This window comes from Actinomycetospora soli (assembly GCF_021026295.1).
GTDB classification, from domain to species: domain Bacteria; phylum Actinomycetota; class Actinomycetes; order Mycobacteriales; family Pseudonocardiaceae; genus Actinomycetospora; species Actinomycetospora soli.
The window spans coordinates 196,818-223,480 of record NZ_JAJNDA010000008.1; the positions used below are offsets into that span (position 1 = coordinate 196,818).

At 74.2% G+C, this 26,663-nt stretch carries 27 protein-coding genes and 1 riboswitch; of the genes, 3 read left to right on the forward strand and 24 right to left on the reverse strand.

The window, feature by feature from the left end; genetic code table 11:
- Window positions 1–114: 114 nt before the first annotated feature.
- From LN037_RS15355 to LN037_RS15440, 18 genes are all read right to left on the reverse strand, one after another.
- Window positions 115–468: a hypothetical protein gene (locus LN037_RS15355; protein ID WP_230754068.1), complete on the reverse strand. Its 354-nt coding sequence runs from the start codon at window positions 466–468 to the stop codon at window positions 115–117.
- Window positions 465–1,208 carry an ESX secretion-associated protein EspG gene (locus tag LN037_RS15360; RefSeq protein WP_230754069.1) on the reverse strand — a complete coding sequence of 248 codons (744 nt, stop codon included), beginning with the start codon at window positions 1,206–1,208 and terminating at the stop codon, window positions 465–467. The genes LN037_RS15355 and LN037_RS15360 overlap by 4 nt, the downstream gene beginning before the upstream one ends.
- The gene (locus tag LN037_RS15365) at window positions 1,205–2,521 is read right to left on the reverse strand and encodes a WXG100 family type VII secretion target (protein ID WP_230754070.1); all 1,317 of its coding nucleotides are present in this window, start codon (window positions 2,519–2,521) and stop codon (window positions 1,205–1,207) included. Before LN037_RS15365 ends, LN037_RS15360 begins: the two co-directional genes overlap by 4 nt.
- Before the next feature lie 72 nt (window positions 2,522–2,593).
- Complete coding sequence (locus tag LN037_RS15370; protein WP_230754072.1) at window positions 2,594–3,499, reverse strand: S49 family peptidase; 906 nt, start codon at window positions 3,497–3,499, stop codon at window positions 2,594–2,596.
- Window positions 3,500–3,522: 23 nt separating this feature from the next.
- On the reverse strand, window positions 3,523–4,728 hold the full coding sequence (locus LN037_RS15375; RefSeq protein ID WP_230754074.1) for a histidine kinase: 1,206 nt from the start codon (window positions 4,726–4,728) through the stop codon (window positions 3,523–3,525).
- Between the two features lie 85 nt (window positions 4,729–4,813).
- A complete protein-coding gene (locus LN037_RS15380) occupies window positions 4,814–5,674 on the reverse strand; it encodes an Fpg/Nei family DNA glycosylase (protein ID WP_230754076.1) in 861 nt (286 codons plus the stop codon).
- Between the two features lie 9 nt (window positions 5,675–5,683).
- A complete protein-coding gene (locus LN037_RS15385; protein WP_230754078.1) occupies window positions 5,684–6,130 on the reverse strand; it encodes a hypothetical protein in 447 nt (148 codons plus the stop codon).
- Window positions 6,131–6,150: 20 nt separating this feature from the next.
- On the reverse strand, window positions 6,151–7,038 hold the full coding sequence (locus LN037_RS15390) for an alpha/beta fold hydrolase (RefSeq protein WP_230754080.1): 888 nt from the start codon (window positions 7,036–7,038) through the stop codon (window positions 6,151–6,153).
- Window positions 7,035–7,529: a helix-turn-helix domain-containing protein gene (locus LN037_RS15395; protein WP_230754082.1), complete on the reverse strand. Its 495-nt coding sequence runs from the start codon at window positions 7,527–7,529 to the stop codon at window positions 7,035–7,037. Before LN037_RS15395 ends, LN037_RS15390 begins: the two co-directional genes overlap by 4 nt.
- Window positions 7,530–7,533: 4 nt before the next feature.
- Window positions 7,534–7,839, reverse strand: coding sequence for a hypothetical protein (locus LN037_RS15400; protein WP_230754084.1), 306 nt, complete (start codon window positions 7,837–7,839; stop codon window positions 7,534–7,536).
- An 81-nt stretch (window positions 7,840–7,920) separates the two neighbouring features.
- Window positions 7,921–8,133, reverse strand: a complete 213-nt coding sequence (locus tag LN037_RS15405) for a hypothetical protein (RefSeq protein WP_230754086.1) — start codon at window positions 8,131–8,133, stop codon at window positions 7,921–7,923.
- A 219-nt stretch (window positions 8,134–8,352) separates the two neighbouring features.
- Complete coding sequence (locus LN037_RS15410) at window positions 8,353–10,134, reverse strand: PHA/PHB synthase family protein (protein ID WP_230754088.1); 1,782 nt, start codon at window positions 10,132–10,134, stop codon at window positions 8,353–8,355.
- Window positions 10,135–10,313: 179 nt separating this feature from the next.
- On the reverse strand, window positions 10,314–11,198 hold the full coding sequence (locus tag LN037_RS15415) for a methyltransferase domain-containing protein (RefSeq protein ID WP_230754090.1): 885 nt from the start codon (window positions 11,196–11,198) through the stop codon (window positions 10,314–10,316).
- Between the two features lie 208 nt (window positions 11,199–11,406).
- Window positions 11,407–12,042: a hypothetical protein gene (locus tag LN037_RS15420; RefSeq protein WP_230754092.1), complete on the reverse strand. Its 636-nt coding sequence runs from the start codon at window positions 12,040–12,042 to the stop codon at window positions 11,407–11,409.
- 89 nt (window positions 12,043–12,131) lie between these two features.
- Window positions 12,132–13,160, reverse strand: a complete 1,029-nt coding sequence (locus LN037_RS15425; RefSeq protein ID WP_230754094.1) for an aldo/keto reductase — start codon at window positions 13,158–13,160, stop codon at window positions 12,132–12,134.
- 72 nt (window positions 13,161–13,232) lie between these two features.
- On the reverse strand, window positions 13,233–14,363 hold the full coding sequence (locus LN037_RS15430) for a glutathione-independent formaldehyde dehydrogenase (RefSeq protein ID WP_230754096.1): 1,131 nt from the start codon (window positions 14,361–14,363) through the stop codon (window positions 13,233–13,235).
- Between the two features lie 71 nt (window positions 14,364–14,434).
- A complete protein-coding gene (locus LN037_RS15435) occupies window positions 14,435–15,814 on the reverse strand; it encodes a purine-cytosine permease family protein (RefSeq protein ID WP_230754098.1) in 1,380 nt (459 codons plus the stop codon).
- Window positions 15,813–15,923: riboswitch (TPP riboswitch) on the reverse strand. (Overlaps the previous gene by 2 nt.)
- 64 nt (window positions 15,924–15,987) lie before the next feature.
- Complete coding sequence (locus LN037_RS15440) at window positions 15,988–17,364, reverse strand: DUF1996 domain-containing protein (RefSeq protein ID WP_230754101.1); 1,377 nt, start codon at window positions 17,362–17,364, stop codon at window positions 15,988–15,990.
- A gap of 372 nt (window positions 17,365–17,736) precedes the next feature.
- Between LN037_RS15440 and LN037_RS15445 the strand changes: the two genes are divergently transcribed.
- Entirely contained in the window at window positions 17,737–18,423 is a 687-nt protein-coding gene (locus LN037_RS15445) for a response regulator transcription factor (RefSeq protein ID WP_084681620.1), read from the forward strand.
- A gap of 93 nt (window positions 18,424–18,516) precedes the next feature.
- Here the strand turns inward: LN037_RS15445 and LN037_RS15450 are convergent, their stop codons facing one another.
- The 5 genes from LN037_RS15450 to LN037_RS15470 all read right to left on the reverse strand — a co-directional run bounded on the left by LN037_RS15450 (window position 18,517) and on the right by LN037_RS15470 (window position 22,341).
- Window positions 18,517–18,801, reverse strand: coding sequence for a hypothetical protein (locus tag LN037_RS15450; protein WP_230754105.1), 285 nt, complete (start codon window positions 18,799–18,801; stop codon window positions 18,517–18,519).
- A 110-nt stretch (window positions 18,802–18,911) separates the two neighbouring features.
- Window positions 18,912–19,802, reverse strand: a complete 891-nt coding sequence (locus LN037_RS15455; protein WP_230754107.1) for an alpha/beta hydrolase — start codon at window positions 19,800–19,802, stop codon at window positions 18,912–18,914.
- Between the two features lie 11 nt (window positions 19,803–19,813).
- Complete coding sequence (gene msrA, locus LN037_RS15460; protein WP_230754109.1) at window positions 19,814–20,479, reverse strand: peptide-methionine (S)-S-oxide reductase MsrA; 666 nt, start codon at window positions 20,477–20,479, stop codon at window positions 19,814–19,816.
- Between the two features lie 19 nt (window positions 20,480–20,498).
- Complete coding sequence (locus LN037_RS15465) at window positions 20,499–21,290, reverse strand: PIG-L family deacetylase (protein ID WP_230754111.1); 792 nt, start codon at window positions 21,288–21,290, stop codon at window positions 20,499–20,501.
- 16 nt (window positions 21,291–21,306) lie between these two features.
- Entirely contained in the window at window positions 21,307–22,341 is a 1,035-nt protein-coding gene (locus LN037_RS15470) for a hypothetical protein (protein ID WP_230754113.1), read from the reverse strand.
- Between the two features lie 220 nt (window positions 22,342–22,561).
- Here LN037_RS15470 and LN037_RS15475 point away from each other — a divergent pair, with 220 nt between their 5' ends.
- Together LN037_RS15475 and LN037_RS15480 are read left to right on the forward strand one after the other, a co-directional pair.
- Window positions 22,562–23,857, forward strand: a complete 1,296-nt coding sequence (locus tag LN037_RS15475) for an SAM-dependent methyltransferase (RefSeq protein ID WP_230754115.1) — start codon at window positions 22,562–22,564, stop codon at window positions 23,855–23,857.
- 127 nt (window positions 23,858–23,984) lie between these two features.
- On the forward strand, window positions 23,985–24,743 hold the full coding sequence (locus tag LN037_RS15480) for an SDR family NAD(P)-dependent oxidoreductase (RefSeq protein ID WP_230754117.1): 759 nt from the start codon (window positions 23,985–23,987) through the stop codon (window positions 24,741–24,743).
- On the opposite strand, the gene LN037_RS15485 is transcribed toward LN037_RS15480, so the two are convergent.
- On the reverse strand, window positions 24,703–26,520 hold the full coding sequence (locus tag LN037_RS15485; protein ID WP_230754119.1) for a TM0106 family RecB-like putative nuclease: 1,818 nt from the start codon (window positions 26,518–26,520) through the stop codon (window positions 24,703–24,705). The genes LN037_RS15480 and LN037_RS15485 overlap by 41 nt on opposite strands.
- Between the last annotated feature and the right edge of the window lie 143 nt (window positions 26,521–26,663).

A 26,663-nucleotide genomic window follows, 5' to 3' on the forward strand; every position in this document is an offset into this window, starting at 1 on the left:
GCCCAAGGGTCGGTCCCACGTCCACGATAGGGACCCTGCCCGTGTCACCGTGCCCGGGTCGGGGCTCCGACGCGCGGCGCTACCGGACCTGACGTACTCCGTCACCCGATCGGATCACCCCTGACCCGGATCGGGACCGGGGTCCAGCGAGTCCCGGATCGACCGCTCGGACTCCTGCCACGCCGCGGTGCCCTCGACCACCGCGCGGCGCACGGCGTCGAGCTGGCGGGCCAGGTCGTCCGCCGCGGGGACGGTGTCGGTGACGAGCAGCTCGCGGTACCAGGCGGCCATCTCGGCGTTCTCCTGGCCGGTGCCGGTGGCCAGCGGGTCCTCCGCGAGCCGGCGGAGGGCCTCCCGGGCCTCCGCGACCGTGCGTTCCAGGTCGTCCACCTTGCCGGCGAACCGTTCGGCGTCGGCCGGGTCGAGCGCCGCGAACCCCCGCTCGGACGCGGGACCCGGTCCGCTCATGTCGTGCTCCTCCCCGGGTCCGGCAGCAGTGCCTCGACCTCGGCCCGTGTCCCGGGCGACGCCGTGTCGTCCGGCACGAGCCGTGCCGTGCCCGGCGGCCCCGCCCGGAGCCGATCGTGCCGCAGTCGGTAGCGACCGCGGGGCGAGTCGAGCCATTTGACCCGTGCATCGGCACGATCGTCGGCCCAACGTACCCCGTTCGGTGTAGACGCGACGCCGAGCTGGGTCCAGGCGGTGGCGCTCTCCAGCACCGCGTCGACGGCGAGCCGCTGCCGTTCCCGACGACGGGTCTCGAGGGCCGCCGCGGGCGGCGGCACGTCGAGCGGGCCTCCGGGGGCGGGCGGCAGCCGCGGCAGGAGCCCCAGCACGGCGGCGGCGAGCTCGGTCGGGGCGACCGGGCGGACGTGCACGTCGGCGCCCGCGTGGTCGGCGGAGGTGAGCAGGGCGGCACCGGTCCAACCCGCGAGGGCGACGGCCGCCACCGGACCCGCGCCGCGACGCACCAGGTCGAGCTGACGGTCGGCGTCCCGGACGGCCGTGCCGACGGCGAGCAGGGTCGCGGCCGGCCCGGGATCGAGCAGTCCGCGCGCCGCGAGCGCGTCCTCGGTGCGCGCCCGGGCCAGCACCGTCTCGTCCTCGGAGTCGGCGGGCCAGGCGACCGGGGTCAGCGGGTAGGGCCAGTCGCCCACCCCGCACTGCTCCAGCACCCAGAGCAGCTCGTGGCGGCGCAGCGTGATCACGGCCCCTCCCCGAGCACCGGCGGGGCGACCCGGCGCCCGCCCGCGCCCCACCCCGCGGGATCGGCGTCGACGAGCCAGCTCACGTGCCGCACCGGGACCGCCGCGCGGTCGTCCTCCTCCGGTTCCGCCCCCTCGTCGGGTCGCGACGTCGCCGCGCTCGGGCCGTCCGGGCCGAAGTCGGCGCCGCGACCCGGCCGGTCGTCCCCGGGCAGCCCCGGCGCTCCCGGGGGGCGGTCGCCCGCCGCGGGCCACCCGTTCCGACGACGGGTCGGCTCCACCGGGCGCGGACCCCCGGGCACCGGGGCGCCCACCACCGTCCCGCCGCGTGCCGGTCCCGCGCCACCGGGCTCCGGGGCGCCCCCGGTGGCGGGACCGCCCGGACCCACGCCGACCGGACCCACGCCGACCGGCCTCCGGGCCGATCCGGCCGGGCCGACCGACCCGACGCCGGACCCGCCCGGGACACCGCCCGCGGTACCGACCGGCGAGCCGCCCGCCACGCCGGCGCCCGCCCCGCCGGGAGCGGAGCCGGCCACGGGACCGGCCCCGGGACGCGCGACGCCCGGCGCCGGTCCGGGCGCCCCCGTCGCGCCCCCGGGCCCGACGCCACCCGCCGCCACCGGGGAGCGGACACCGGCACCCGTCGTCGGGAACTCCCCCGGTCCGGCGGCCCGCTGCAGCACGCCGCTCGCCGCCCCGCGGGCCCCGACCGGCAGCGGGGTGCGGCCGGGCGCGGTCGCCGCTCCCGGCACGGTCCCGGGCACGGCCGGGCCCCCGGCGCCCGCCGGACCGACCCCGCGCGCCGCCGCAGCGGTCTCGGCGAGGTAGGTGCGGTAGGCCTCGCGGGCCGCGGCCTGGTCGGCGGCCGCCGCCCGGAACCCGCCGTAGCCGTCGGCGGGGCGGCCGGTGACCAGCGAGCGCAGCTCCTCGAGCACCGGGGCCACGCCGAGGCCCGGCAGCGCGGGCGGGCGGGGCGGACCGACCGCCGCCCGGACCCGCACGAGGGCCGCGCGCAGGCCGTCGACCCCGCGCGCCTGGCCCCCGACGGTCTCGGCCAACCGGCTCATGCGCTCCGCGAGGACCCGGGTCCGCGCGCCCGCGGCGTCCGCGTCGCGCCCGACCCAGGTCTCGCCGACGCCGCGCTGCGCGGCCTGCAGCCGGTCGGCGGCGCCGCGCAGCTCGTCGGCGCGGGCGAGGTGGCGGTCGCGGGCCGCGGCGAGGGCCTCGGGGCTCGCCCCGTCCCGGGTCCAGCGATGGATCTGCTCATGGCTGAGCCCGGACACGTCGCGCCCGTCCCAGCCGACCGCCGGCATCGGCCTCCGCCCTCGTGTGAGCTCCGTCCGTGCCTATGGGACCAGAAAGTGCTCACCCGGCGAAGCCGGCACCTACAGGCCGAAGCGGCTCCACACGGCCCGGTCCTCCAGGTACTCCAGGGCACCGACGACGGCGGCCGCCGGGTCGACCGCGCCGAGGCCGGGCACGCCGGCGAGCACGCCCACGCCGAGGCGCGCGAGCAGCGGCCTGCGGGGCTCCACCGCCACCGCCTCGGCGTCGGGGTAGCGCTCCTTCAGCACCTCGCGCGGCGTCCCGATGCCGTCGATCAGGCCCAGCTCGAGGGCGCGGCGCCCGGTCCACACCTCACCGGTGAACAGGTCCGCGGTCTCGTCGAGCGCGTCGCCGCGGCGGCTGCGGACCCACTCGATGAACAGCTCGTGCAGTTCGGCCTGCATGCCGAGCAGCCACTCGACGTCCTCGGGCTTCTCCGGCTGGAACGGGTCGAGCCGGGCCTTGTTCTGGCCCGCGGTGTGCAGGCGGCGCTCGATACCGAACCGCTCGATGAGCCCGGTGAGGCCGAACCCGCCGCTGACGACGCCGATCGACCCGACCAGCGAGGTCGGGCACGCGAAGATCTCGTCGGCCGCGCAGGCGAGCCAGTAGCCGCCCGACGCCGCGACGTCCTCACAGAACGCGAGCACGGGCAGCTCGTGCTCGGCGGCGAGGCCGCGGATGCGGTCGGCCACGAGCTGGGACTGGGTCGGCGACCCGCCCGGGGAGTTGATCACCAGGGCGACCGCGACGGCGTTCTCGGCCTCGAAGGCGCGCGTGAGCGCGGACTCGACGGACTGCAGGTTGATGACCGCGCGGGGCACGGGCCCGGACGCCGAGGCGATGACGCCGTTGAGCCGCACCACCGACACGGTGCCGCCGGAGACGCGCGAGGCCAGGGCGCCGGGGAGGACCGACGAGACCGCCGGCGGGAGCTTGAGGGCCGAGGGCAGGCGGAGGTCCATACCAGCCAGTCTGCCGTATCCGGTCAGACCCGGACGCCGGCCCGGAACTTCGGCACCCGCAGGCTGATCTTGGTCCCCGCGCCGCGCTCGGTCTCGACGACGAGGCCGTAGTCCGGTCCGAACGCCGAGCGCATGCGGTCGTCGACGTTGCCGAGCCCCACGTGCGCGCCGGAGAGGTGGGCGTCCCGGTTGTCCTCGCGCAGCGCCTGGGGGTCCATGCCGACGCCGTTGTCCTCGACCGTGATGAGGCACTCGCTCGCCGAGTCCTCGGCGGTGAGCGTGACCGTGCCGCCCTCGACCTTGCCCGCCAGGCCGTGCCGCACGGCGTTCTCCACCAGCGGCTGCAGCGCGAGGAACGGCAGCACCACCGACAGCACCTCGGGCGCGACCTGCACCTTGACCGCGAGCCGGTTGCCGAAGCGCGCCCGCTCCAGCATGAGGTAGCGGTCGATGTTCTTGAGCTCCTCGGCGAGCGTCGTGTACTCGCCCGCCTGCCGGAACGAGTACCGCGTGAAGTCGGCGAACTCCATGAGCAGCTCGCGGGCCCGCTCGGGGTCGGTGCGGATGAACGAGGCCACGGTGTTCAGCGCGTTGTAGATGAAGTGCGGCGAGATCTGGGCGCGCAGCGCGCGGACCTCGGCCCGGTTGAGGCGGTCCCGCGAGTCGTCGAGGTCGGCGAGCTCGAGCTGGCTGGAGACGTACCGGGCGACCTCCGCGGTCGCCCGCAGCAGCACCGGCCCCGGCGTCTCCCCGCTGACCGCGGCCAGGGTCCCGACGACGTTGCCGTCGACCTCGAGCGGGACGACGACGATGCCCTTGACCGGGCAGCGGTCGTCCCCGCACTCGATGTCCCGGCGGCTGGCCATCTGCTGCCGCCCGGTCTTCATCACCTTCTCGGCGTAGAACCGCACGTCGAGGTTGTGGTGCTCCGCCTCGCCGTCCCACGCCAGCGGCACGCAGTCCGCGGCCGTCATGGACAGCGCCTCGGTGTCGAGCAGCGTGCGCAGGTAGGGCACCGCGAACTGCGCCGAGGACTCCGAGAGCCCCTCGCGCAGCGCGGGCGCCGCGAGCGAGACCGTGTGCAGCGTCGAGAAGGTCGCCCGCTCGAGCGGGGACGCGAACGCGTGCCGCCGCCGGAAGCGCCGGTAGACCACCACCCCGACGACGACCAGCACGACCACCACGCCGAGGACGACGAGGACGGTCGGGGAGGTCAGCCAGCCGAGCACGCGGTCATCGTCTCCTCCGCCACCCCGTCAGAGCAACGAGCCACACGTTCCCGACGGCGGGTGATCATCCGTTCGGCGGTGTCCCTCACTTGACGAGGCGGGACAGACGGCGGTCCGCCAGCGGTTTGCCCCCGGTCTGACAGGTGGCGCAGTACTGGAAGGAGCGTTCGGCGTAGGACACCTCCCGCACCGTGTCCCCGCAGACCGGGCACGGCAGCCCCGTGCGGGCGTGCACGCGCATCCCCGAGCGCTTCTCGCCCTTGAGCAGGGCCGCGTCCTGGCCCACCGCCCGGTCGACCGCCTCGGTCAGCACCCCGATCAGCGCGGCGTGCAGCCGGTCGAGCGCCTCGGCGTCGAGCTTCCCCGCGATCGCGAACGGCGAGAGCTTCGCGACGTGCAGGATCTCGTCCGAGTAGGCGTTGCCGATGCCCGCGATCGTCCGCTGGTCGGCCAGCAGCGTCTTCAGCCGGGTGGAGGCGCCCGCGAGGATCTCCCCGAACTGCGCCCGGGAGAGCGTGAGCGCGTCCGGACCGAGCGAGGCCACCTGCGGGATCGTGGCGGGATCGGTGACGACGTAGGCCGCGAGCCGCTTCTGCGTGCCGGCCTCGGTGAGGTCGAAGCCCGGGCCGCCCACCGTCTCGAGGTGGACCCGCAGCTCCAGCGGACCCTTGCCCGGCTTCGGCGGCGTCGTCGAGGCCTGCTCGTGCCAGCGCATCCAACCGGCGCGCGAGAGGTGCACGACGAGGTGCAGCCCGTCCAGGTCGACGTCGAGGAACTTCCCGATGCGCCCCGCCCCCGTGACCAGCCGGCCGGTGAGGGCGGACAGGGGCGGGTCGAAGGTCTTCAGCGCGGTCATGCTCGCGAGGTCGACCCGCGCGACGGGCCGGGCGATGGCGTGCGTGCGCAGGTGCTCGGCGAGCGCCTCCACCTCGGGGAGCTCGGGCACGGGACCCTCCTACTGGGGTTGCAGCGGGCTGTTGGCCCGGGCGGGGGTGCCGCGCCGCTGCAGCGTCTTGATGGCCTGCTTGTACTCCGCCCGCGCCTCGGTGCGGCCGCGGACGTAGCCGCTCCACGCCTCGCCGACGGCGGTGTCGTCGTCGGGCCACCGGCCGCCCTCGACCATGAGCCGCCGGGGCCGCCGCAGCGCCCACCGGGCGGGGAAGAAGCCCGCGACACCGAGCAGGATCACGACGATCCACCACGGCACGCTCACGGCGTCGACCTGGAACTTCCACGCGATGAGCGCGAACCAGAGCAGCCCGAGCACCACGATGATGCCGATGACGGCGCGGCGGCCGCCCTCCTTCTCGTGCTCGAAGTGCTCCGAGCGGTCGCTCCACATGATCTTCATGCTCACGAGCCACTCGCGCCCGTCGACGCCGGTGACCGGTCTCGCACTCACGCGCGCCAGCTTACGGGCGGTCAGCCCCGATCGGGACCGTGCCGATCCAGGAAGGCCTCGACGACGGGACCGAGTTCGTTCGGGCGGGTGAGCAGCCCGAGGTGGCCGCCGCGGTGCAGGTGCACCTCGGAGCGCGGCAGCAGCGATCCCATGACGTGGGCGTTGACGATCGGGATGACCGGGTCCTTGCGGCCGGCGAGCACGAGCGTCGGTGCGGTGATGAGCGGGAGCACCGGCAGGCTCGTCCAGGTCGTCAGGGCGAAGAGCTGGTGGAGGTAGGCCCGCGCCCGCACCGGCCGGACACGCGAGAAGAGCGCGTCCACCGCGTCCGGGTCCTCGCCGACGTAGATCTCGCGGCCGGCGTCGCGCCGGTAGGAGGGGTCGTTGTAGCGGCGCGGGGTGAGCATCCGGGCCAGCACGCTGATGCGGGCGGGCACCATCATCACGCCGGTGCCGGTGGAGACCAGCGCGAGGCTCCCGGTGCGCCGCGGGTACTGCAGCGCGAACTGCTGCACGATCCCGCCGCCCCAGGACAGGCCGAGCAGGTCGACCACGCGGTGCGAGGTGCCGGTGAGCCCGTCGAGCTGGTCGAGCACGTCGGCCAGCAGCGTGGTCAGCGCCGCCATCGGCAGCGGCACGGTCGAGAGCTGCGAGCCGCCGATGCCGGGCACGTCGAAGCGAACGACCTCGCGGCGCGGGTCGAGGGCGGCGACGAGCGGATCCAGCAGCTCGAGGCTGGCGCCGATGCCGTTGACCAGCACCAGCGGGCGCGGCGCGGGGCTGCCCGCCGGCGACGGGACCGCGGGGCGGACCGCGACCCGGAGCCGTCGGCTCGCGACCGACAGCGTCCGCTCGAACGGCTCGGGGGGCGCGGCGTCGGGCGCCCGGCGCGGCGTGGTGGCGGTCATCGGTGGACTCCCTCCGGCGTCCGGGGCGCGGCCCCGTCGGCGGTGTCGGGTGCGTGGGAGGCGTCGGGGCGACCGTCGGTGTAGCTGCGGTACACGGCGATCAGCGCCTCCTTCTGCGCCTGGGTGAGCCGGGAGTCGGCGCGGACCGCCCGCTCGACGGCGGGGTCGGCGGCCGGGCTGCTCCCGCCCGCGGACCCGGCCTGCTCGCGCACGAGTCCGGCGTGCTCGAGCAGCGTCTCCGCGGAGAGGTCGAGCGCGTCGGCGATGGCCTGCAGGACACGCACCGACGGCACGTGGAGCCCGCGCTCGACCTGGCTCAGGTAGGGGTTCGAGATGTGCGAGAGCGCCGAGAGCTGGCGCAGCGAGAGCCGGGCGAGACGCCGCTGGTCGCGGATGAAGGCGCCCAGCGCGCGGCGCTGGGCGTCCCACACCGACCCGGCGGCGTCCGTGGTGGGGCGTGCCCGGCCCGCGGCGCCGTTCGGCGAGGACATCGGGTCAGCGCGTCCGCAGCGCGGAGACGGCGCCGAGCATCTGGTGCGCGGCCGAGCGCTGCATCTCGAGCACCGCGATGCCGGTGTCGTAGGCGCGGTCGACGAACTCCGCCGCGGTCGACGGGAGGCCCCCCACGACCGTGCCGTGGCCGGCGCGACGGGTGGCGTCGTCCGCGCCGGAGAGCGCGGCGCTCCAGAGCTCGGTGACCCCGGAGGTCAGTTCGGTGAACAGCTGCTGGCCGCGGGCCACGGCGTCGGCCACCTGGTCGGTGACGTTCGCGGTGGGTGCGCTGCCGTTCGAGGTCGACATCCTCGGCTCCTCTGCTGCGTCGTCGCCGGCCTGCTCGACCGGCCGATCAACCGCTCAGGATACCGAGCACCCGCGCGTGTGTCAGGGGCGTGGGAGTGAGGCGAGGATCGCGCCCAGTCGGCGGTCGACCTCGAGGAGGCAGTCCGGGCAGTCGCACCGGGACTCGGGCGTGGTCAGCAGGAGGTCCAGGCGCAGGAACGCCGTGTCGTAGCGCGGGCCGACGGCCTCGTCGACGACCCGGCGCCACGCGACGGAGGCCGACCGGACGAGGGATTCGGAGGGGTGCTGGTCCATGGGGCAACCGTTCGCGGACAGTTCGTGGTCGGAGCGCCCCGTTGCGGTCCCCGCACCGCCGTCGCGCTCTACGCAACACGGTGCCGTCCGTCCGTGGCGGCGTCAAGGCACGTCACGGCCCGGTGACCCGATGGTCACGCGCCGGGCACGCACCCCGGCCCGGCCACGGGACACGGCGGGGCGGGAGGCCGGTCCGCCTCCCGCCCCGCCGGGTACCGGTCAGCCCGTGCCGAGCACGTACTGCCCGGGTGCGTCCCCGAGGACCGGGTGCGCCTCGCTGCCCACTGGCGGCGGGTCCTGCTTCTCGCCGCCGCGCTCGTCGATCCACGCGATCCAGGTCTCCCACCAGGAGCCCTGGACCTCGGTGGAGCGCTGCCGCCAGGCGTCGGGACCGGGCGCGTCGGAACCGGTGGCGCCCACGGTGCCGACCCAGTGCTTGGCCTTGGGGCTGGGCGGGTTGACCACGCCGGCGATGTGACCCGCCGTCGAGAGGACGAAGGTGACGTCGCCGCCGAGGAGCTCGGTGGAGGTGAAGGAGGTCTTCCACGGCGCGATGTGGTCGTTCTCGGCCGCCACGATGAACGTGTCCGCCTGCACCGCCTTGAGCGTGAGCGGCTCGCCGTCGATCTCCAGCTCGCCCCTCGACAGCTCGTTGTCGAGGTAGAAGTGGCGCAGGTAGAAGGAGTGCATCGCGGCGGGCATCCGCGTGGAGTCGGTGTTCCACGCGAGGATGTCGAAGGCGGGCGGCGCCTTGCCCTCCAGCCAGTTCGGCCCGATGTAGTTGAAGATCAGGTCGTTGGCGCGCAGCAGGTCGAACGTCGTGGCCATCGACTCGGCCGGCAGGTAGCCGGTCTGCTCCATCGACTTCTCCAGCCGGTCCGCGATCTCCGGGCTGACGAACGAGGAGATCGGGCCGACGCTCGAGTAGTCGAGCATGGTGTTGAGCAGGGTCAGCGAGTTGATGCGGTCGTCGCCGCGCACCGCGCAGCGCGTGGTCAGCAGCGCCGCCATCAGCCCGCCCAGGCACAGGCCCATGACGTTGACCTTGTCGGCGCCGGTGATCTCCTGGACCACGTCGAGCGCGGTGGCCGGGCCGAGCTCGAGGTAGTCGGCGAACGTCGTGGTCGCCATCGAGCTGTCCGGGTTGCGGTAGCTGATCATGAACACGGTGTGGCCGTGCTGCACCGCCCACTCGACGAGGCTGCGCTCCGGCGCCAGGTCCATGACGTAGTACTTGTTGATCCACGGCGGGCTGCACAGCAGCGGGACCGCGTGGACCTCGTCGGTCTGGGCCTCGAACTGCACGAGCTCCATGAGCCGGTTGCGGTAGACGACCTTGCCCGGGGTCGCGGCCAGCTCCTTCCCGACGCGCAGTCCGCTCTTGTCGACCTGGCGGGGCTTGCCGCCGTTGGTCGCGAGGTCGTCGAGCACGTTGCGCAGGCCGGCGACGACGCTCGACCCGCCGGTCTCGAACGCGCGCTTGAGCGCGGAGGGGTTGCCCGGGAGCACGTTGGTCGGCGAGACGACGCTGCCGATCAGGCTCATCAGCATCCGGGCGCGGTCGTCGGAGTCCGCGTCGAGCGAGGCGGCGCCGACGAGGTCCTCGAGCAGCGCGACCAGGGCGAGGTACTCCTGGCGCAGCGCCCAGTAGGCCGGGTTCTCCACCCAGGTCGTGTCCTTGAACCGGCCGTCCTTGCTCGTCGGCACCGGCTCGGTCGACGGGTCGTTCTCGACGCCGCCGCCCGCGAGTCCGCGCAGGGCGCGTCCGGTCGCGGCCGCGCCGATGCGGGCCGAGAGCGCGGCGAACGACGACGCCGCGCGGCCCACCTCACCGGGGTGGGTCACCCACCCCTGGGCGAGCTGGAGGACCGTGCGGCCGAACAGGGCCGGGTCGGTCCGGGCGAGGACTGCATCGGGGACCACCCGTTCCATCGCGGTGGCGATGTCGGGGGCTCGCAGCGCAGGGGGTCCGCTGCGTCCGGGGTCGCTGGTGGCGGCCATGCCTTCTCTCCTTGCCGGGCGGTCCCGCACCCCTCGCGCCGGGCGTGCCTGTCCGGACCACCGTTCGCATGAATGTGTGCCCCTTCACACTGCCAGGAAAACAGCCCGGCCGGCCGGGCCCGGAGGCCCGACCGGCCGGTAAGAGATGCACGTCCCACCCCGTGCGGAGCGGGAACCGCTCAGCCCAGCGGACCGCGCTTGCGCGCGACGATCCCCTCGTAGACGAGCGGGCTCGCGTCGGTGGCGAGGCGGTGGCGGAAGCGCTCGCGGCGGACGACCTCGAGGGCCCCCGAGGCGAGACCGTCGGAGATCATCCGCGCGAAGCCGGACGTGTCGTCCTCGGCGAGGAACGCGTCCTTGATCGTGAGCACGACCCACCCGCCGTCGGCGATCTGGTCGTAGGCGGTGCGGAAGGCCGCCGGCGGGATGTCGCCGAAGCCGAGGGCCGCCACGACCGCGAGGGCGGTCAGCCGGTGGTCGGCGAGGGTCCGCTCCGCCTCGGCCGGCAGGGCGGTGAGGTCGGCGACGACGTAGTCGGCGTAGAGCCCGGGCCGGTCCCGCTCGGCCGCCGCGCGGGCCTCGGTGAGGATGTCGACGCCCACGGCGTGCCCGACGCCGATCGTGGACAGCTCCTCGGCCATGATCCCGTTGCCGGCGCCCAGGTCGAGGACGCGGACGTCGGCGGCCGACTCGCGGCTGCCCGCCAGGGCGTCCGCGAACAGGTCGGCCATGAACCGCGGCGTGTCGCAGCCGAGGACGTCGTAGAAGATCTTCTCGTACAGCCCGGGGACGTCGAAGATCCGATGGTAGTCGTGGAAGCGGAACTCCGACCAGGACCCGTCGGGCTGCTGCACCACGCACCACTCGTCGTTCTGGTCGAAGCGACTGCTCGGCTCCGGGAGCGCGACGCGCAGGGCCTGCCGCGCCGCGGCGAGCGCGCCGGGGCCGCGGTAGGTGCCGACCCCCAGGCGGCCGTGCTCGCGGCGGGCCGCCTCGCTGCCGAGGTGTCCCGCGTGTCCTGCTCCGGCGACTGCGGAATCGAACCCGTTCACCGTCGACGTCATGGCGACCACCCTTCGGTCACGCCGGGGCGTGACCAGCACGCGGACGAGCGAGGACGCCCGTCCGCAGGATCAGGACGATCGATCGTCGTCAGGCCCGTCCGGACCGGTCAAGCCGAGCGGTCGTGGGAGCGATGAGCCTCACGATCGCTTGATATGACGCCGGTGCGTCCGGACGCGATCACTGCTCGTGATCACGACAGGGATTCGGTCAGCGCCACTGCCCACGCTGGTCGCGCGGGTCGTAACGCTGCGTACGGTCCTGCGGGTTGCCGTAGCCGCCCTGCGGCGGGTACGGCGCCTGCGGGTCGTACGAACCGTAGTTCGCGTCGTAGCGCCCGTCGTAGGCCTGCTGCGGCGGGGGCTCGTAGGCCCGGCCGCCCCAGCCGCCGCGCTGCGCCGGCCGCACCGAGGTCGCCGAGACCCCGGAGAGCATCGACACGATGCCGATGCCGATCGCCGCGTAGAGGATGCCCGTGGCGATGTGCGCCGAGATCGACCCCTCGGCGAGGAACACCTGCAGGATCAGCACGACGATCACGAGCACCGCGATGGCCGAGAAGAACGAGGCCGGCCGCGGCGTCGTCATCAGCAGCAGGTGCAGCAGCGCGGTGCTGGCGAGCGCGGCGATCGCGGCCGCGACGGGGATGACGGTGGAGGCGTTGTCGACCAACGCCCCCGACCGGCCCGCCGTCTGGATCCCGACCTCGAAGATGCTGTTGATGATCAGCACACCGACGAACGCGATGCCGGCGGCGACGAGAGCCGTGGCCACCCCGCCCGCCCAGAGGCGTCCGGGGACGACCTCGACGTCGCCGTCGTTCCAGGAACGCTGCGGGTAGCTCACGGTCCGATCCTCCCCTGGCGGATACGGGAATGGTTGTACCGCACCGCCGGACGTTCACGATCGGAGGACGGGCAACTTCCTCCCCGGGGTCACGCCGCCGACCGCTCCGCCACGGGTCGACGCCGCAGCCCGGCGTGCTCGATCGCCGGCGGGGCGTACGAGACGTCCCCCGGGTCGACGTCGGTGCCCGGCGGCACGATCTCGTCGATGCGGTCGAGCACCTCGTCGTCGAGCGTCACCTCGGCCCCCGCGAGCAGGTCGTCGAGGTGCTCCATCGTGCGCGGCCCGATGATCGCGCTGGTGACGCCCGGGTGCGCCACCGCGAACGCCATGGCGAGGTGGGTCATCGACAGGCCCGCCTTCTCCGCGAGCGGGACGAGCTGCTCCACCACGTCGAGCTTGCGCTCGTCGGTCAGGCGGCCCGACGCGAACGACATCCGCTTCGAGTCGGTCTCCTGCCCCTTGCGGTAGCGCCCGGTCAGCAGGCCCATCGCGAGCGGGCTCCACACCAGCGTGCCCATGCCGTAGCGCTCGCAGACCGGCAGCACCTCGCGCTCGATGCCGCGGTTGACGATCGAGTACGGCGGCTGCTCGGTGCGGAACCGCTCGAGTCCGCGCCGCTCCGCCGTCCAGTGCGACTCGACGATCTCCGAGGCGGGGAACGTCGAGGAGCCGACGGCCCGGACCTTGCCGCTGCGCACCAGGTCGGTGAGCGCGGAGAGCGTCTCCTCGACGTCGGTGTCCGGCGACGGGCGGTGGATCTGGTAGAGGTCGATGTGGTCGGTCTGCAGCCGGCGCAGCGAGTGCTCGACCTCCGCGACGATCCAGCGGCGGGAGTTCCCGGCGCGGTTGGGGTCGTCCCCCATCCCGCCGTGCACCTTGGTCGCGAGGACGACGTCGTCGCGGCGGCCCTTCAACGCCTTCCCGACGATCTCCTCCGACTCGCCCCGGGAGTAGACGTCCGCGGTGTCCACGACGTTCACCCCCGCATCGAGCGCGCGGTGGATGATCCGGATCGAGTCGTCGTGGTCCGGGTTGCCCATGGCCCCGAACATCATCGCGCCCAGGCAGTACGGGCTGACCTTGATGCCGGTCCGGCCCAGCGTGCGGTACCTCATGTGCCTCCTTCGTCGGCAGGTGAGCACCGTCCGTGGCTCCGGCCACGGACAGTGCTCACGTGGCGCAGCCACCTACGGCTTGAGGACGACCTTCGAGTAGCCGTCCTCGCGGGCGTCGAAGCGCGCGTAGGCGTCCGGCGCCTCGTCGAGCGGGACCTCCTTGGACACCACGAACGACGGCGTGGCCCGCCCCGCGACGATCAGGTCGCGCAGCTGGGCGTTGTAGGCCTTCGCGTCGGCCTGCCCGGTCCCCATCTTCTGGCCCTTCTCGAAGAAGCGGCCCACGTTGAACAGCAGCCGGCCGTTCGCGGCGTTCTCGTCCGGCGCGCCCGGGTCCTGCGGCAGGTAGAGCCCGACGATGCCGAGCCGGCCCGTGTGCCGCACCGCGTCGACGAGCTGGTTGAGCACCACGGCGGGCTGCTCCTCGCCGTCGTTCGCGGTCGCCTGGTAGCCGACCGCGTCGACGCCCTTGTCGGCCCCGAGGCCGTCGGTGGCGTCGACGACCTGCTCCACGGGGTCGCCCGCCGAGAAGTCGACCGGGACGGCGCCGATGTCCTCGGCGAGCTTCAGCCGGGACGCCACCTTGTCCACGACGAAGACCTTCGAGGCACCCTTGATCACCGCCGAGTAGGCGGCCATCAGGCCCACCGGTCCGGCGCCGAACACGACGATCGACTCGCCCGGGTTCAGGTCCGCCAGCACGGTGGCGTGGTAGCCGGTGGGGAAGATGTCGGCCAGCATCGCGAAGTCGTTCTCGTGCTCGTCGCCGGGCGGGAGCACGAGCGCGTTGAAGTCGGCGAACGGCACCCGCAGGTACTCGGCCTGCCCGCCGGTGTAGGGCCCCATCCCGACGTAGCCGTACGCGCCGCCCGCGTAGGGCGGGTTCACCGTCAGGCAGAACGCCGTCTTCCCCGCGAGGCAGTTCCGGCAGAACCCGCAGGCGACGTTGAACGGCAGCGAGACCCGGTCGCCCTTCTTCACGCGCGTGACGCCGGAGCCGACCTCCTCGACGACGCCCATGTTCTCGTGCCCGAACACGATGCCGGTCTCGGCGACCGTCCGGCCCTCGTACATGTGCAGGTCGGAGCCGCAGATCGCGGTCGTCGTGATCCGGATCAGGGCGTCGTTGGGCGCCTCCAGCCGCGGGTCGTCGACCTGCTCGACGGCCACCTCGTTCGTCCCCTTGTAGACCACGGCTCGCATGACGCTCCCTCCGCAGGCGGGATGCACGGGTGCGCATCCGACCCGCGGGGCTCCCCCGGTGGGCGTGGATCTCAACCCCGGGCGGAGGCCCTTTCCCGACGGGTACCGCGCTCGACGAGGGCGGCGAACGCCGCCGCGACGAGGCCCGCCACCAGGAACGACGTCAGCGACGCCGAGAGCCACGACGGCGGGACGAGGCCGATCGCGTCGCGCAGGGCGCTCCAGGCGTCCGACCAACCGGGCGCCCCGCCCGGGTTGATCAGCTGGTAGACGGCGAGGCCGACCACCCACGCGACGACCATGAGCGGGCGCGACGGCGCCCAGCGCGACAGGTCGAGCCGGCTCGCCCCGTCCCCCGTCGCGCCGCCCGCCCAGGAACGGTTCACCAGGGCCTCCCCGACGCCCACGCCGAGCAGCGGCACGAAGATCGACCCGATGACCGCGAGGAACACCGCGTAGTCGTCGATCGTGACGACGAGCCCGAGCACGGTGATCAGCGCACCGATGGCCAGGCAGAGCGCCCGCCGGTCGGCCCGCGGCACGAGGTTCTGCGCCGACACCGCCGTGGAGTAGACGTTCGCGAACGACTGGTCGGTCTCGCGCAGCGTGAGGATCACCAGGGCGACCACGCCGAGCGGCGCGGCCAGCATGGGCGCGAACACCTCGTCCCCGTTGCCCGCGACGAGCGAGAGCGCCGCGAGACCGACGACGAAGCAGAGGATCTGGGTGACGCCGTAGCCCACCGTGGCCGCGGCGAACGCCGTCGGGACCCGCCGCGAGTGCCGCGAGTAGTCCGAGGCGACCGGGATCCAGGAGACGGCCACGGCGATCGCGGCGTCCGTCCCCGCCCAGAACCCGTCCCACGAACCGCTCGCCCCGAGGTCGGCCGCGGCGGGCCGGGTGAACAACCACCAGGCGAGGTAGGCCACCGAGATCGCCACGAGGATCGTCACGACCCGGCGCAGCAGCCGCAGCATCCCGAGCGGGCGCAACGTCAGCAGCGTCGTCACCACCCCGGCCCCGACCACCCACGCCCAGGTGGGGCCGCCGATCGCGAGCGTGCCGGCCTGCGCGATGACGACGAGCTCGAAGGTGCCCCAGCCGATGAGCTGGACGACGTTGAGCACCGAGGGGATCCAGGACAGGACGCCGCCGAACAGGCCGCGCAGCACCACCATGGCGGGCGCTCCGCTGCGCGCCCCCGGGATCGCCGACAGGCCGACCATCGCGCTGCCGATGATCGTGCCGACCACGGTCGCGACCACCGCCGCCGCCACGGTCAGTGGCGGGGCGCCGGCGGGCTGGAGCACCGCGAGGACCCCGGCGAACCCGAGCAGGCTCACGCCGAGGTTGGCCCAGAAGGCGCCCTGGTCGAGGAACCCCAGCGACCGCGGGACGGGTCCGTCGAGGGTGGGGGCCACCTCGTCGTGGGTGGGCGTGGACGTGCTCATGGATGACACCCTCCGTGTCCCTGCGCCGGCATGATCCGGATCAGGTTCGAACGGTCGGGACCGCCAGGTCCCCTCTCAGCCCGTTGCTCGGACTCCCGTGGAACGCGCTCGCGCCCCGCCGCCGACGGTAGATCGTCGGGCGACGGGGCGCGAGGGGGTGCGCGCGGCGGCGCTCAGCCTGCGACGTTGATGCAGGTCTTCTTCTCGTTGATGCAGTCCGCTCCGGCCTGGTTCTGGGCCTCGGTGGCCATGTTCTCGTAGTCGGAGTGGTCGGTCGCCGGGTCGTGCTGGTTGTCCGGGAACGAGTCGATCGCGAACGCCCGGCCCGCCGGCTGGTCGTAGGTCAGCGTGATGCGCAGGGCCGGCACGGCCTTGAAGCCCTCACCGCAGCGCCCGTTCTCCTCCGGGTAGGCCATGTGCGACCGGAGGTCCTTCGACTCCAGGTTCTGGCCGTCCCAGCAGCTCGGGTAGTCGAGCAGGCGCACGAGGTTCGACCCGCTCGGGCAGATCGGGTACTTGTCGGTGACCCGGTCGGTGAAGCCGGTGCAGGTGTACTTCGCGTTGGCGTTCTTGCCGTCCTGCGCCTTGGCCTTCGCGTTGCCCATGATCATCATGAGGTGCTGCGGGAGCGCCTCGACCTCCTGGTCACCGTGGCCCCGGAAGGTCAGCTGCGCCGAGGTCGGGGTCAGCTTGCGACCGACGTTGCCGTCGAGGCTGCCGCCGTCCCGGCCGACGTCGTCGCCGGTGCCGTTCAGGTCGCGCAGGACCGGCCAGAAGAAGGTGCTCTTGTCACCGTTCTTGCAGGAGGTCCCGGCGGCCTGCAGCGAGTCGTCGTTCGAGTTCGCGTCGGTCGACGTGTTGCCCACGTAGTCGTGGACGTGCTGGGCGCCGTTCCGCTTGCCCGGCGCGGCCATGTAGTTGTCCGAGTTGTTGTGGTCGCTGACGCCGCAGTCCACGGAGTAGCTGCCCTCGGAGAAGGACCCGCCGTCGCCGATGTTGCCGTTGCGGCTCACGGACCGGATGTCGACGTACTCGTCGGCGCCCGCGGCCTGGATCTGGTCGCGGCCCGGGAACTCGACCTTCTTCTCGCCCTTGGCCTGCTTGTCCTGGTCGTCCTTCTTCTGGTCGCCGGTCTTCTTGGACTCGTCCGGGGACGTGTCCTGCCCGCCGTCGTCGTTGCCGTCACCGTCGTGCCCGGTGCCTCTGGCCTGCGAGCGCTCGGAGTCGCCCGAGTCCTTCGACCCGTCCTCGGAGCCGGAGTCCTTCGAGTCCTTCGAGTCTCCGGAGTCCCCGGAGTCGCCCGAGTCGTTCGAGTCCGAGTCGTCGGAGCCGGAGTCGTCGGAGTCCTTCGAGTCCCCCGAGTCCTTCGAGTCGGACTTCCCGCCGGTGAGGGCGGACAGGATGCTGCTGCCGCCCCCGGAGTCGCCGCCGTTGTCCTCGGCCAGCGCGTTGCCGCCGAGGACGACGGCGGTGCCGCCCACGAGCAGGGCGGCGACGACGGCCAGGAGCCGGAGCGGGAGCCGGGTGCGATGTCGTCCACGTCGGGGCATGGGCGAACGACCTCCAGACGTTCTTCGGTCCCGGACCTGGGGAGCGGTCCGGGTCGCGGCGGCGGCGTCCGGTCGGCCGGGGCTCGGGGTGTTCGGTCGGGGGAGCCCGGACGTCGCCGCTGCGTGGGGGGAGCGGATCGGAACGCTAGGAGCGCCGGCCGTCACCGGACCGTGATCTGAGAGTGAAGACCTCTCGATGCCGTCGACCGCACGCCGAGACGCGACGACGAGCAGATCCACTGCTCCGCTCGGAGGAATCGCTGCGACGGACGCCGGTTCTCGCTCTCAGGGAACCGCCCGTCGCACACACCACACCGCCGTTCGGCGCTGGCTCGTTGCCCCCGCGCCGTCCACACGGCAGCCTGGTCCGCGATGCAACCCAATCGTTATGCGGACGCGGAGCGGGGCCGCGTGCTGTGTGTGGCTCCTCCCCACCGCACAACGAGCGTGCTCGTCGGTGCGTTGCGGTCCAACGGCTTCGAACCCCAACTCCTGCGGGAGAGCTGGAGCGTCGGGGCCGCAGCCCGGGCGGGCGGTGCTCGCGCGGTGGTCCTGGACGTGGAGATGAGCGGCCTGCGGCCGGTCGAGGTCCTCGCCGACCTGCACCGCGAGAGCCCGCGGACCCCGGTGATCGCGCTGACCTCGCCCGAGGCGCGCGACCGCACGGTGTCCACCCTGCGCGCGAGCCACGACGACTACCTGGTCACGCCCTTCCCGATGGAGGAGCTCCTCGCCCGGCTGCGCCTGCGGCTCGGCGACGACCGTCCGACGGCGCAGCTCTACCTGCGCCGCGGCGAGGTCATGGTCGACACCGCGCTCGAGCAGGTGTTCGTCGAGAACAAGCCGGTCAGCCTCTCGCGCACCGAGTACGCGGTGGTCGACGCGCTCATCCGGCACCCGCGCGGGCAGGCCATGTCGCAGGACGAGCTCGTCACGCGCGTGTGGGGCGGCCCGCCGACCTCGAACATCGTCGAGGTCTACATCGGTTACCTGCGCCGCAAGCTGGGCGCGGAGCGCATTCGCACCATCCGCGGCCGCGGGTACGTGCTCGAGGGCTGATCCCCACCCTCGCCCCGGAACGCACGAACGGGCCGTCCATCACGTCGGATCGTGATGGACGGCCCGTTCGTCCGTGCCGGCTCGATCAGTCGGTCAGTCGGTCAGCGAGGCCAGGGCGACCTGACGGGCCCGGCGCTGGGCGTGGGCCACGGCCACGGCCTGGGCGCGGGCGGTCGCGGCGTCGGCCTTCGCGGCGCGGCGGGCGCGCCAGCCGCGCGGCTCCGGCACGGCGACGGGGGCGGGGGTGGCCTCGGGCGCGCGCCGCGGGGCGGGGATCACCGGGAACGGCGTCGAGCGCAGCGCGGCGTCCGACGACACCCGCGGGGCGGGGACGGCGGCGAGCTCGACGAGCGCGGCGGCGGCGTGGTGACGGCCCATGGTGTTCTCCCCCGAGAAGAGCGGGTCCTCACAACCCGCTGACACCCTGGGTATCGCCGCGCGCGCCGCCGTGTTTCGCCCACGGCGTCAGACCACCCGGACGGGTGCTGCTACATCGAACGGACGAAGGCGACCTGGCGTTCGACCGAGGTCGCGAACGGCTCGCCGAGGTAGATGTCGAAGTGGCCGCAGTCGATCTCCACGGTCTCGACCGGTCCCCCGGCGGTCGCCGCGACCGTGCGGACGGCGGACGGCGGCGCGATCGAGTCCGACGCGGCGACCACGAGCAGCATGGGGCAGCGGACCCGGGGCGCCGCGGTCACGGGGCGGTTGAACGGGATCGTGAGGATGTCGCGGGCGGGCATGTCGTTGACGAACGACGGGCCGACGATCGCGCCGTACCCGCTCTCCGCGTCCGGCGAGGTGATCGCCGCGACCGCGCCGGGCGGGCCGTAGATCGCCACCCGGTGCTCCCGCCGGCCGAGGGCGTGGCCGACCGCGTCGGCGACCGCGTGCGCCGAGACCTTGAGCAACTGCCAGGGGCCGCCGTAGCGCAGGATCTCGACCAGCGCGCCGAGCCCGTCCATCGCCGCGCCCTGGGAGATCACGCCGGCGATCCGCCGGTCGGCCGCCGCCACCGCGACCACGTGGCCGCCCGAGTACGACGAGCCCCACAGCACGATCCGCTCCGGGTCCACGCCGTCGATCAGCCGCGCCCGGGCCACCGCCGCGTGGTAGTCGCAACGGTGCGCGCGGTGGTCGACGTGCCGTCGGGTGTCGCCCTCCGAGTCGGCGAAGCCGCGGTAGTCGACGAGCAGGACGTCCGCACCCGCCGTCGTGAAGGCCTCGGCGAAGGGGCGCAGGCCCGAGTCGCGCGTGGCCCCGAAGCCGTGGGCCATGACGACGCACGGCCGCCCGCCCGGACCGGCCAGCGACTCGTCCTCGGCCCGCAGGTACGTCGTGCCGAGGCGCAGTCCGTCGGACTCGACCGTGATCTCCACGGGCGCGGAGGCTAGCCCTGCTCGGTGCGCACGCCCAGCCCGGTCGGGCAGCTGACCCCGGTGCCGGCCATCGAGCAGTACCCGTTCGGGATCCGGTGCAGGTACTGCTGGTGGTAGTCCTCGGCGTAGTAGAACGCGCCGAGCGGGGCGATCTCGGTGGTGATCGCGCCGCGGCCCGCGGCCGTCAGCGCGTCCTGGAAGGCGTCGCGGGTGCTCTCGGCGACCGCGCGCTGCGCGTCGTCGGCGTAGTAGATCGCCGAGCGGTAGGTGGTGCCGACGTCGTTGCCCTGGCGCATCCGCTGCGTCGGGTCGTGCTCCTCCCAGAACAGGCGGCAGAGCTGCTCGTAGGTGATCACGGCCGGGTCGAACACGACGAGCACCACCTCGGCGTGGCCGGTGCGGTTGGTGCAGGTCTCCTCGTAGGTCGGGTTCGGCGTGTAGCCGCCGGAGTAGCCGACGGCGGTGACCCGGACGCCGGGCTGGTTCCAGAAGAGCCGCTCGGCGCCCCAGAAGCAGCCCATGCCGAAGACCGCGGTCTGCAGGCCCTCCGGGAACGGCGGCTTCAGCGGGCGGCCGTTGACCAGGCTGCGCTCGAGCGTGGGCAGCGGCGACCGGCGTCCGGGCAGGGCGTCGGCGGGGTCGACCATCTCGCGCTTGTCACGACCGAACCAGCTCATGGGCGCGAGGCTACGCGGATCAGGAGCCGAACAGGCCCGTCTCGAACGGCCCGCCGGCCGGCTCGCCGGCGCGCAGGAACCACTCCGTGCCGAAGGCGGCGGCGAAGGCCTCGTCGGGCAGGGCGAGGAAGAACGGGTCGGGCGCGATCTGGCTGGCGTGGGCGCGCATCGCGTCGCGCTTGGCCGCGAGCCAGGGCGTGACGTCGACGCGGGTCGTCAGCTGGGACTCCGGCGTCCCCATCGTCTCCATGTCCAGCTCGCTGGGTCCCTCGCCGTCGCCCATCCCCATCTGGCGCGCCATCGCCATCAGTCGGCGCATCTCGTCGCGGTTGGTCGTGGCCTGGTAGACCCGCGGCGTGCCGGCGAGCTCCGCGGCGCGCTGCCCGACGTGGTGGACCTGCACGTGGTCGGGGTGGCCGTAGCCGCCGTGGTCGTCGTAGTGGGTGAGGACGTCGGCGTCCTCCTCCCGCAGGATCGCCGCGAGCCTGCCCGCGGCCTCCTCGACGTCGGCGGCGGCGAACGCACCCTCGCCGGTGTTGGTCTCGGTGCCGACCATGCCGGAGTCGACGTAGCCGAGGAACTCGGTGCGGGCCGCGCCGAGGATGCGGGCGGAAGCCAGCGTCTCGAGGTGCCGCCGGTGCGCGAGCGTCTCGCCCGGGTCCAGGACGTCCTGCACGATCTCGCCGTGCTCGCCCCCGGTCGCGATCACGAGCACCACGCGGTGGCCCGCGTCGGCGGCCGCGCGCATCACCCCGCCGCAGGTGATGCACTCGTCGTCGGGATGGGCGTGGAAGGTCACCAGCGTCGCCACGAGGGCGGAGCGTAGGTCAGCCGAGGGTGAAGGACAGCACCAGGATCAGGATCACGACGACCACCACCGCGACCGTCCCCAGGGTCGACGCCAGGTCCCGGCGGCCGCCGTAGAACACGTCCGAGCCCGCGATCCCCGACGACGGGTCCTGCCGCTCCGGCGCCCGCTCCACCCACGGCGGGGTGGTGCGCGAGGCGGGCACGGGCGCCGACGGCCGCCGCCCCGCCCGGTCGCCGGGCACCACCTGCGTGCGCTCGGCCGGCGACCCGGGCGGCGGGGGCCCGGACGCCGGGGGCGCCGCGAAGGTCGGGGGCTGGAACGTCGAGGGCGGCACGACCTGCGTGTGCTCGCCGTCGTCGGGCACCACCTGGGTGGCGTCCGCGTCCGGCGTCCCCGGTGCGGGGCCCCACCGGAAGGGCGGCGGGAACGGGTCGGACGGCAGGGGCGGGGCGGCACTCCCGGCTGACCGAGGGGCACCTTCGGTCGGATAGACGGGCCGTGGGCGCCCCTCGCCAACCGGCGGCACCGGTTCAGCCGCTGACCGAGGGGCACCTTCGGTCGGATAGATGGGCCGTGGGCGCCCCTCGCCAACTGGCGGCACGACCGGCAGCGGCTCCGGTAGCGGCTCCGGCTCCGGCACCGGCGGCAGCGGATCCGGCTCGGGTGGCAGCGGATCCGGCTCCGGCGGCAGCGGATCCGGCTCGGGTGGCAGCGGATCGGCCACGTCCGGCAGGAGCGGCAGCGGGTCCGACGCGACAGCCGAGGGCCGGCCCGCCCCTCCGGTCGGCCCGGCGGACCCGGGGCGATCCTCGGTGGTCGACACCTCGCCCCGCACCGGGGTCACCGGCAGCGGGTCCACGGCGGGCTCGACCGGCGCCGGCACGGGCGCACCGGACGTGACGTCCGTCGCAGCCGCGGCGGCCCGGGCGGACGCCTCCTCCTCGCGGCGGCGCGCGAGGAGCTCGTCCCGGCGACGCCGGTAGGAGGTCGCGTCCACGCGTCCCGCGGCGAGGTCGGCGTCGAGCCGCTGCAGCTCCTCGCTGGGGTCCACCGCGCGGTCACCCTCTCCTCGTCCGCCGACCGCCGCACGGTATCCGACGAGAACCCCGACCGACGCGATCGTGATCGACACGGGCACGATCGCGCAGCTCCCGACCGAACGGCGCGAGATCACCACCACACGCGTCCGAACGATCGGGCCGTCGGCGGCGAAGGTGCTGCCGACGAACTCCGTCGCCCGTTGACACCCCAGCGTCGAGAGGACCACCGCCGTGTCGTCCACCGTGCCCGTGCCCGACCGGACCCCGCTGCGCGCCGAGCGCGTCGTGCCGCGCCCCGCGGAGGGCGTCTGGCCGGGGCTGCAGGACCCCGGCGAGAACCGGGTGCGGATGGTCATCGCCCGCTCGCTGCTGCGCGCGGCCGTGCGCCGCATGCCGATGCGTCTCACCTGGCCCGACGGGTCGAGCGAGGGCGCCGGCGACGCGACCAGCCCGGACATGCGCGTGATCCGGCCGGAGGCGTTCTTCACCCGCCTCGGCACCGAGGGACTCATCGGTCTCGGCGAGGGCTGGATGGTCGGCGACTGGGACTCCGACGACCTCGTCGGCGTCATGCGCTGCTTCACCGACCACATCGAGTCGCTGGTCCCGAAGCCGGTCCGCAACCTGCGCCGGCTCTACGACCGCGGGCAGCCGCGCGAGGAGCGCGCCGCCGACGCCGCCGTCTCCCAGGAGAACGTGCACCGGCACTACGACCTGTCCAACGACCTGTTCCAGCTCTTCCTCGACGAGTCGATGATGTACTCCGCCGCCTGGTTCGAGGGCCCGGTCGGCCCCGACGGGCAGCACCTCGAGTCGCTCACCGCCGCCCAGCACCGCAAGGTCGACGGCATCCTCGACCTCGCCGGCGTCCGCGACGGCTCCCGCGTCATCGAGATCGGCACCGGGTGGGGCGAGGCCGCCATCCGCGCCGCGCAGCGCGGCGCCCGCGTCACCACCCTGACGCTGTCGGTCGAGCAGGCCGAGCTCGCCCGCGCCCGCGCCGAGGCCGCCGGCGTCTCCGACCGGATCACGATCGACATCCGCGACTACCGCGACGCCCGCGGCGAGTACGACGCGGCCATCTCCATCGAGATGATCGAGGCGGTCGGCGAGCGCTACTGGCCGGAGTACTTCCGCACGATCGACCGGCTGCTCGCCCCCGGCGGCCGCTTCGGCCTGCAGGCCATCACGATGCCGCACCACCGGCTCCAGGCGACGAAGTCGTCGTACACCTGGATCCACAAGTACATCTTCCCGGGCGGGATCATCCCCAGCGTCGAGGCGATCGAGCAGACCCTGGACCGCCACACCACGCTGCACATCGACGACCGGCGCTCGATCGGCCTCGACTACGCCGAGACGCTGCACCGCTGGCGGGACACCTTCCTCGCCCGCGAGCAGCAGGTGCGGGGCCTGGGCTTCGACGAGACCTTCGTGCGGATGTGGGACTTCTACCTCGCCTACTGCGAGGCCGGCTTCGCGTCGCGCTACCTCGACGACTGGCAGTTCGGCATCACGCGTTCCTGACGTCCGGTCGGGCCCGGTCGGGTGTGACCCCGACCCGTAACGGTCAGCGCTGACCGTCGAGGGGATAGCCTCCGCCCGAGCGGGGCCACCCGAGCCACCGGACCACCTGCCGAGGAGTGCACCCACCATGGACGTAACCGACGTCGCCGCCATCGTCACCGGAGGGGCGTCCGGTCTGGGCGGGGCGACCGCCCGGCGACTGGCCGCCGACGGCGCCCACGTCATCGCGATCGACCTGCCGAAGGCGATCGACGACGCCGAGAAGCTGGAGCGGGTCGACTACGTCCCGGCCGACGTCACCGACGGCGACCAGGTGCAGGCGGCCGTCGACGCGGCCGTGGGCACCGGGCTCCCGCTGCGCGTCGTCGTGAACTGCGCCGGCATCGGCACCGCGGGCCGCGTGCTGTCGAAGAAGGGCCCGCACGACCTCGGGGTGTTCTCGCAGGTCGTCGGGGTCAACCTGATCGGCTCCTTCAACGTGATGCGCCTCGCCTCCGCCGCGATCGCGCAGACCGAGCCGCTGGAGCACAACGCGCGTGGGGTCGTGATCAACACGGCGTCGATCGCCGCCTTCGAGGGGCAGATCGGTCAGATCGCCTACGCGGCGTCGAAGGGCGGCGTCGTCGGCATGACGGTGCCCGCGGCGCGCGACCTCGCGCAGTACGGAATCCGGGTCATGACGATCGCCCCCGGCATCGTCGACACCCCGATGCTCGCGGGCGTCGAGGAGTCCTTCCGCGCGGACCTCGCGAAGGGCGTGCCGTTCCCGCAGCGTCTCGGCGACCCGACCGAGTACGCGGCGCTCGTCGGCATGATCGTCGGGCACGACTACCTCAACGGCGAGGTCATCCGCATGGACGGGGCGCTGCGCATGCAGCCGCGCTGACCCGGTCCTGCGGCGCCCCGGGCTCCCCGGGGTCGGGCCGCAGGTCGTCGAGGTGCGGGACCGCCAGCACGGCGTCCGAGGTCATCCACGTCCGCAGGGCGTGGGTGGCCCGGACGTCGTCCTCGTTGTAGATCAGCAGCCGGTCGCGCATCGCGGGCTCCGGCGGCTCGCCGTCGAGGCCCACGGCCCGCCGGTACCAGCGCATCGAGTTCTCCCCGCCGGCCTCCGGGTCCCGCCACCCGAACCCCGCGGACGGCGCCACCCGCTTGAGTCCCTTGCCGTGGGGACACAGGAACGAGGTGCTCACGGCCGGGAACAGGTCGATCCACTCGTCGGAGGCGATGAACGCCTCGACCTCGGCCGCCGCGGGGATGCCCGGCTCGCCGGCGAAGCGCTCGACCGACCCGCGCAGCCAGCGGTTCTCGGCCTGCTCGTTGTAGCAGTAGGACCGGAAGGACAGCCCCCGCTCGGCCGCCCGCCGCCGCACGTCGGTGAGCCAGGCCCAGAACGCCGCGAACGAACGCGCCTCGTCACGCGTGGGCACCGGGTCCCAGGTGACGAAGCCGCGGTAGCCGTGGTCGAGTCCGACGTCGACCCCGGAGAGCAGGACGCCCCACAGGTAGGCGCCGTCCTCGCCGAGGCTCTCCATGTCGACGTCGACCTCCACGGCCCCCCGCGGGACCTCGGGCCGGCGCACCCGACGCACCAGCGGCACGTCCGCCCGCCAGGCGCGGGCCAGCGCCACCGCCTCGCGCAGGTCGGCCGTCAGCTCGCCCCCCACCTGCTCGTCGCCGTCCTCGGTGGGCGCGGGCAGCCCCTGCCGCGGGTCGAGCGCGGCGAGGCTACGCACGGTGGTGATCCCGCGGCCGCGCAGGCGCAGCGCGTCCTCCCCGCGGACCACGAGGCTCACGTCGTCGGCGCGGCGCAGCTCCGACTCGCACACCGGCCACCAGGGGCAGCGGCGGCACTCGGTGATGCGCGACGGCTCGGCGAGCGCGGGCCCGCCGGTCCGGGCGGCCGTGGCGACCGCCAGCCGGTCGGCGAAGCGACGGTCGTAGGTGTCGAGGGGGCTGCGGCCCGCCTCCTGCCCGGGCCCGGCCGCGAGGTCGGTCCACACCACGCAGTCGGCGTCCAGCCCCACCACGCCGCCCCAGGCCCGGCGCGCGCCCAGCCCGGCGGCGGCGAGCATCCGGTGCAGGTGGGCCAGCCGCAGGACGTCCCGGGAGACGGCGCGCGGCTTGCGGTCCGGGTCGACGGTCAGCGACGACGGGTGCGGGCGGTCCAGCGGCGAGGTGAGCGCCCCGGTGCCCGGGTCGGTGACCCGGTGGCGCACGACGATCACGGGGTACCACCCGGCGTCGTCGCCCCCCGCGCGGACGAGCAGCTCGGCGTGCCCCCGCCGGCCCTCGTCCGGGGGGAGCTCGGCGGCACCGACGGCCCGGACGGCGGGGTCGGCCAGCAGCGCGCGCGTCGCCTCGACCCGCTCGGACCGCCGTCCGTCGGGCACCCGGCGGTAGGCGTCCACGAGGTCGGCCGCGAAGCGCGCGGCGAGCTGGGCGCGGTGCTCCGCCGCGTCGGCCACCCGCATCTCCACCCCGGGATCGGGCTCGGGCAGCACGATCTGGCCTGCGCCCTCCACGCCCGTGGCCCCCACGGCCCGCCCGGCGGCCGGATCGTGCTCCAGGTGCACCCGGCGCCGGCACCGCGTGGTGACGGCGGCGTCGAGCAGCACCGCGCCCGGAGCCGGCACCGACCCGCCGTCGGGAATGCTGCTCATGGCCGTCAGGGTGCCACGGACCCCCGACGGTCTCCGTGTCACCGCCCACGGAGGGGGCACCACCGTTAGGGTCCGGCCCCGGGTGGGGAACCGTCCCCGCGAGGAGATCGTCCCGGGACCTCCCGGGGCAACGGCGGGGAGGA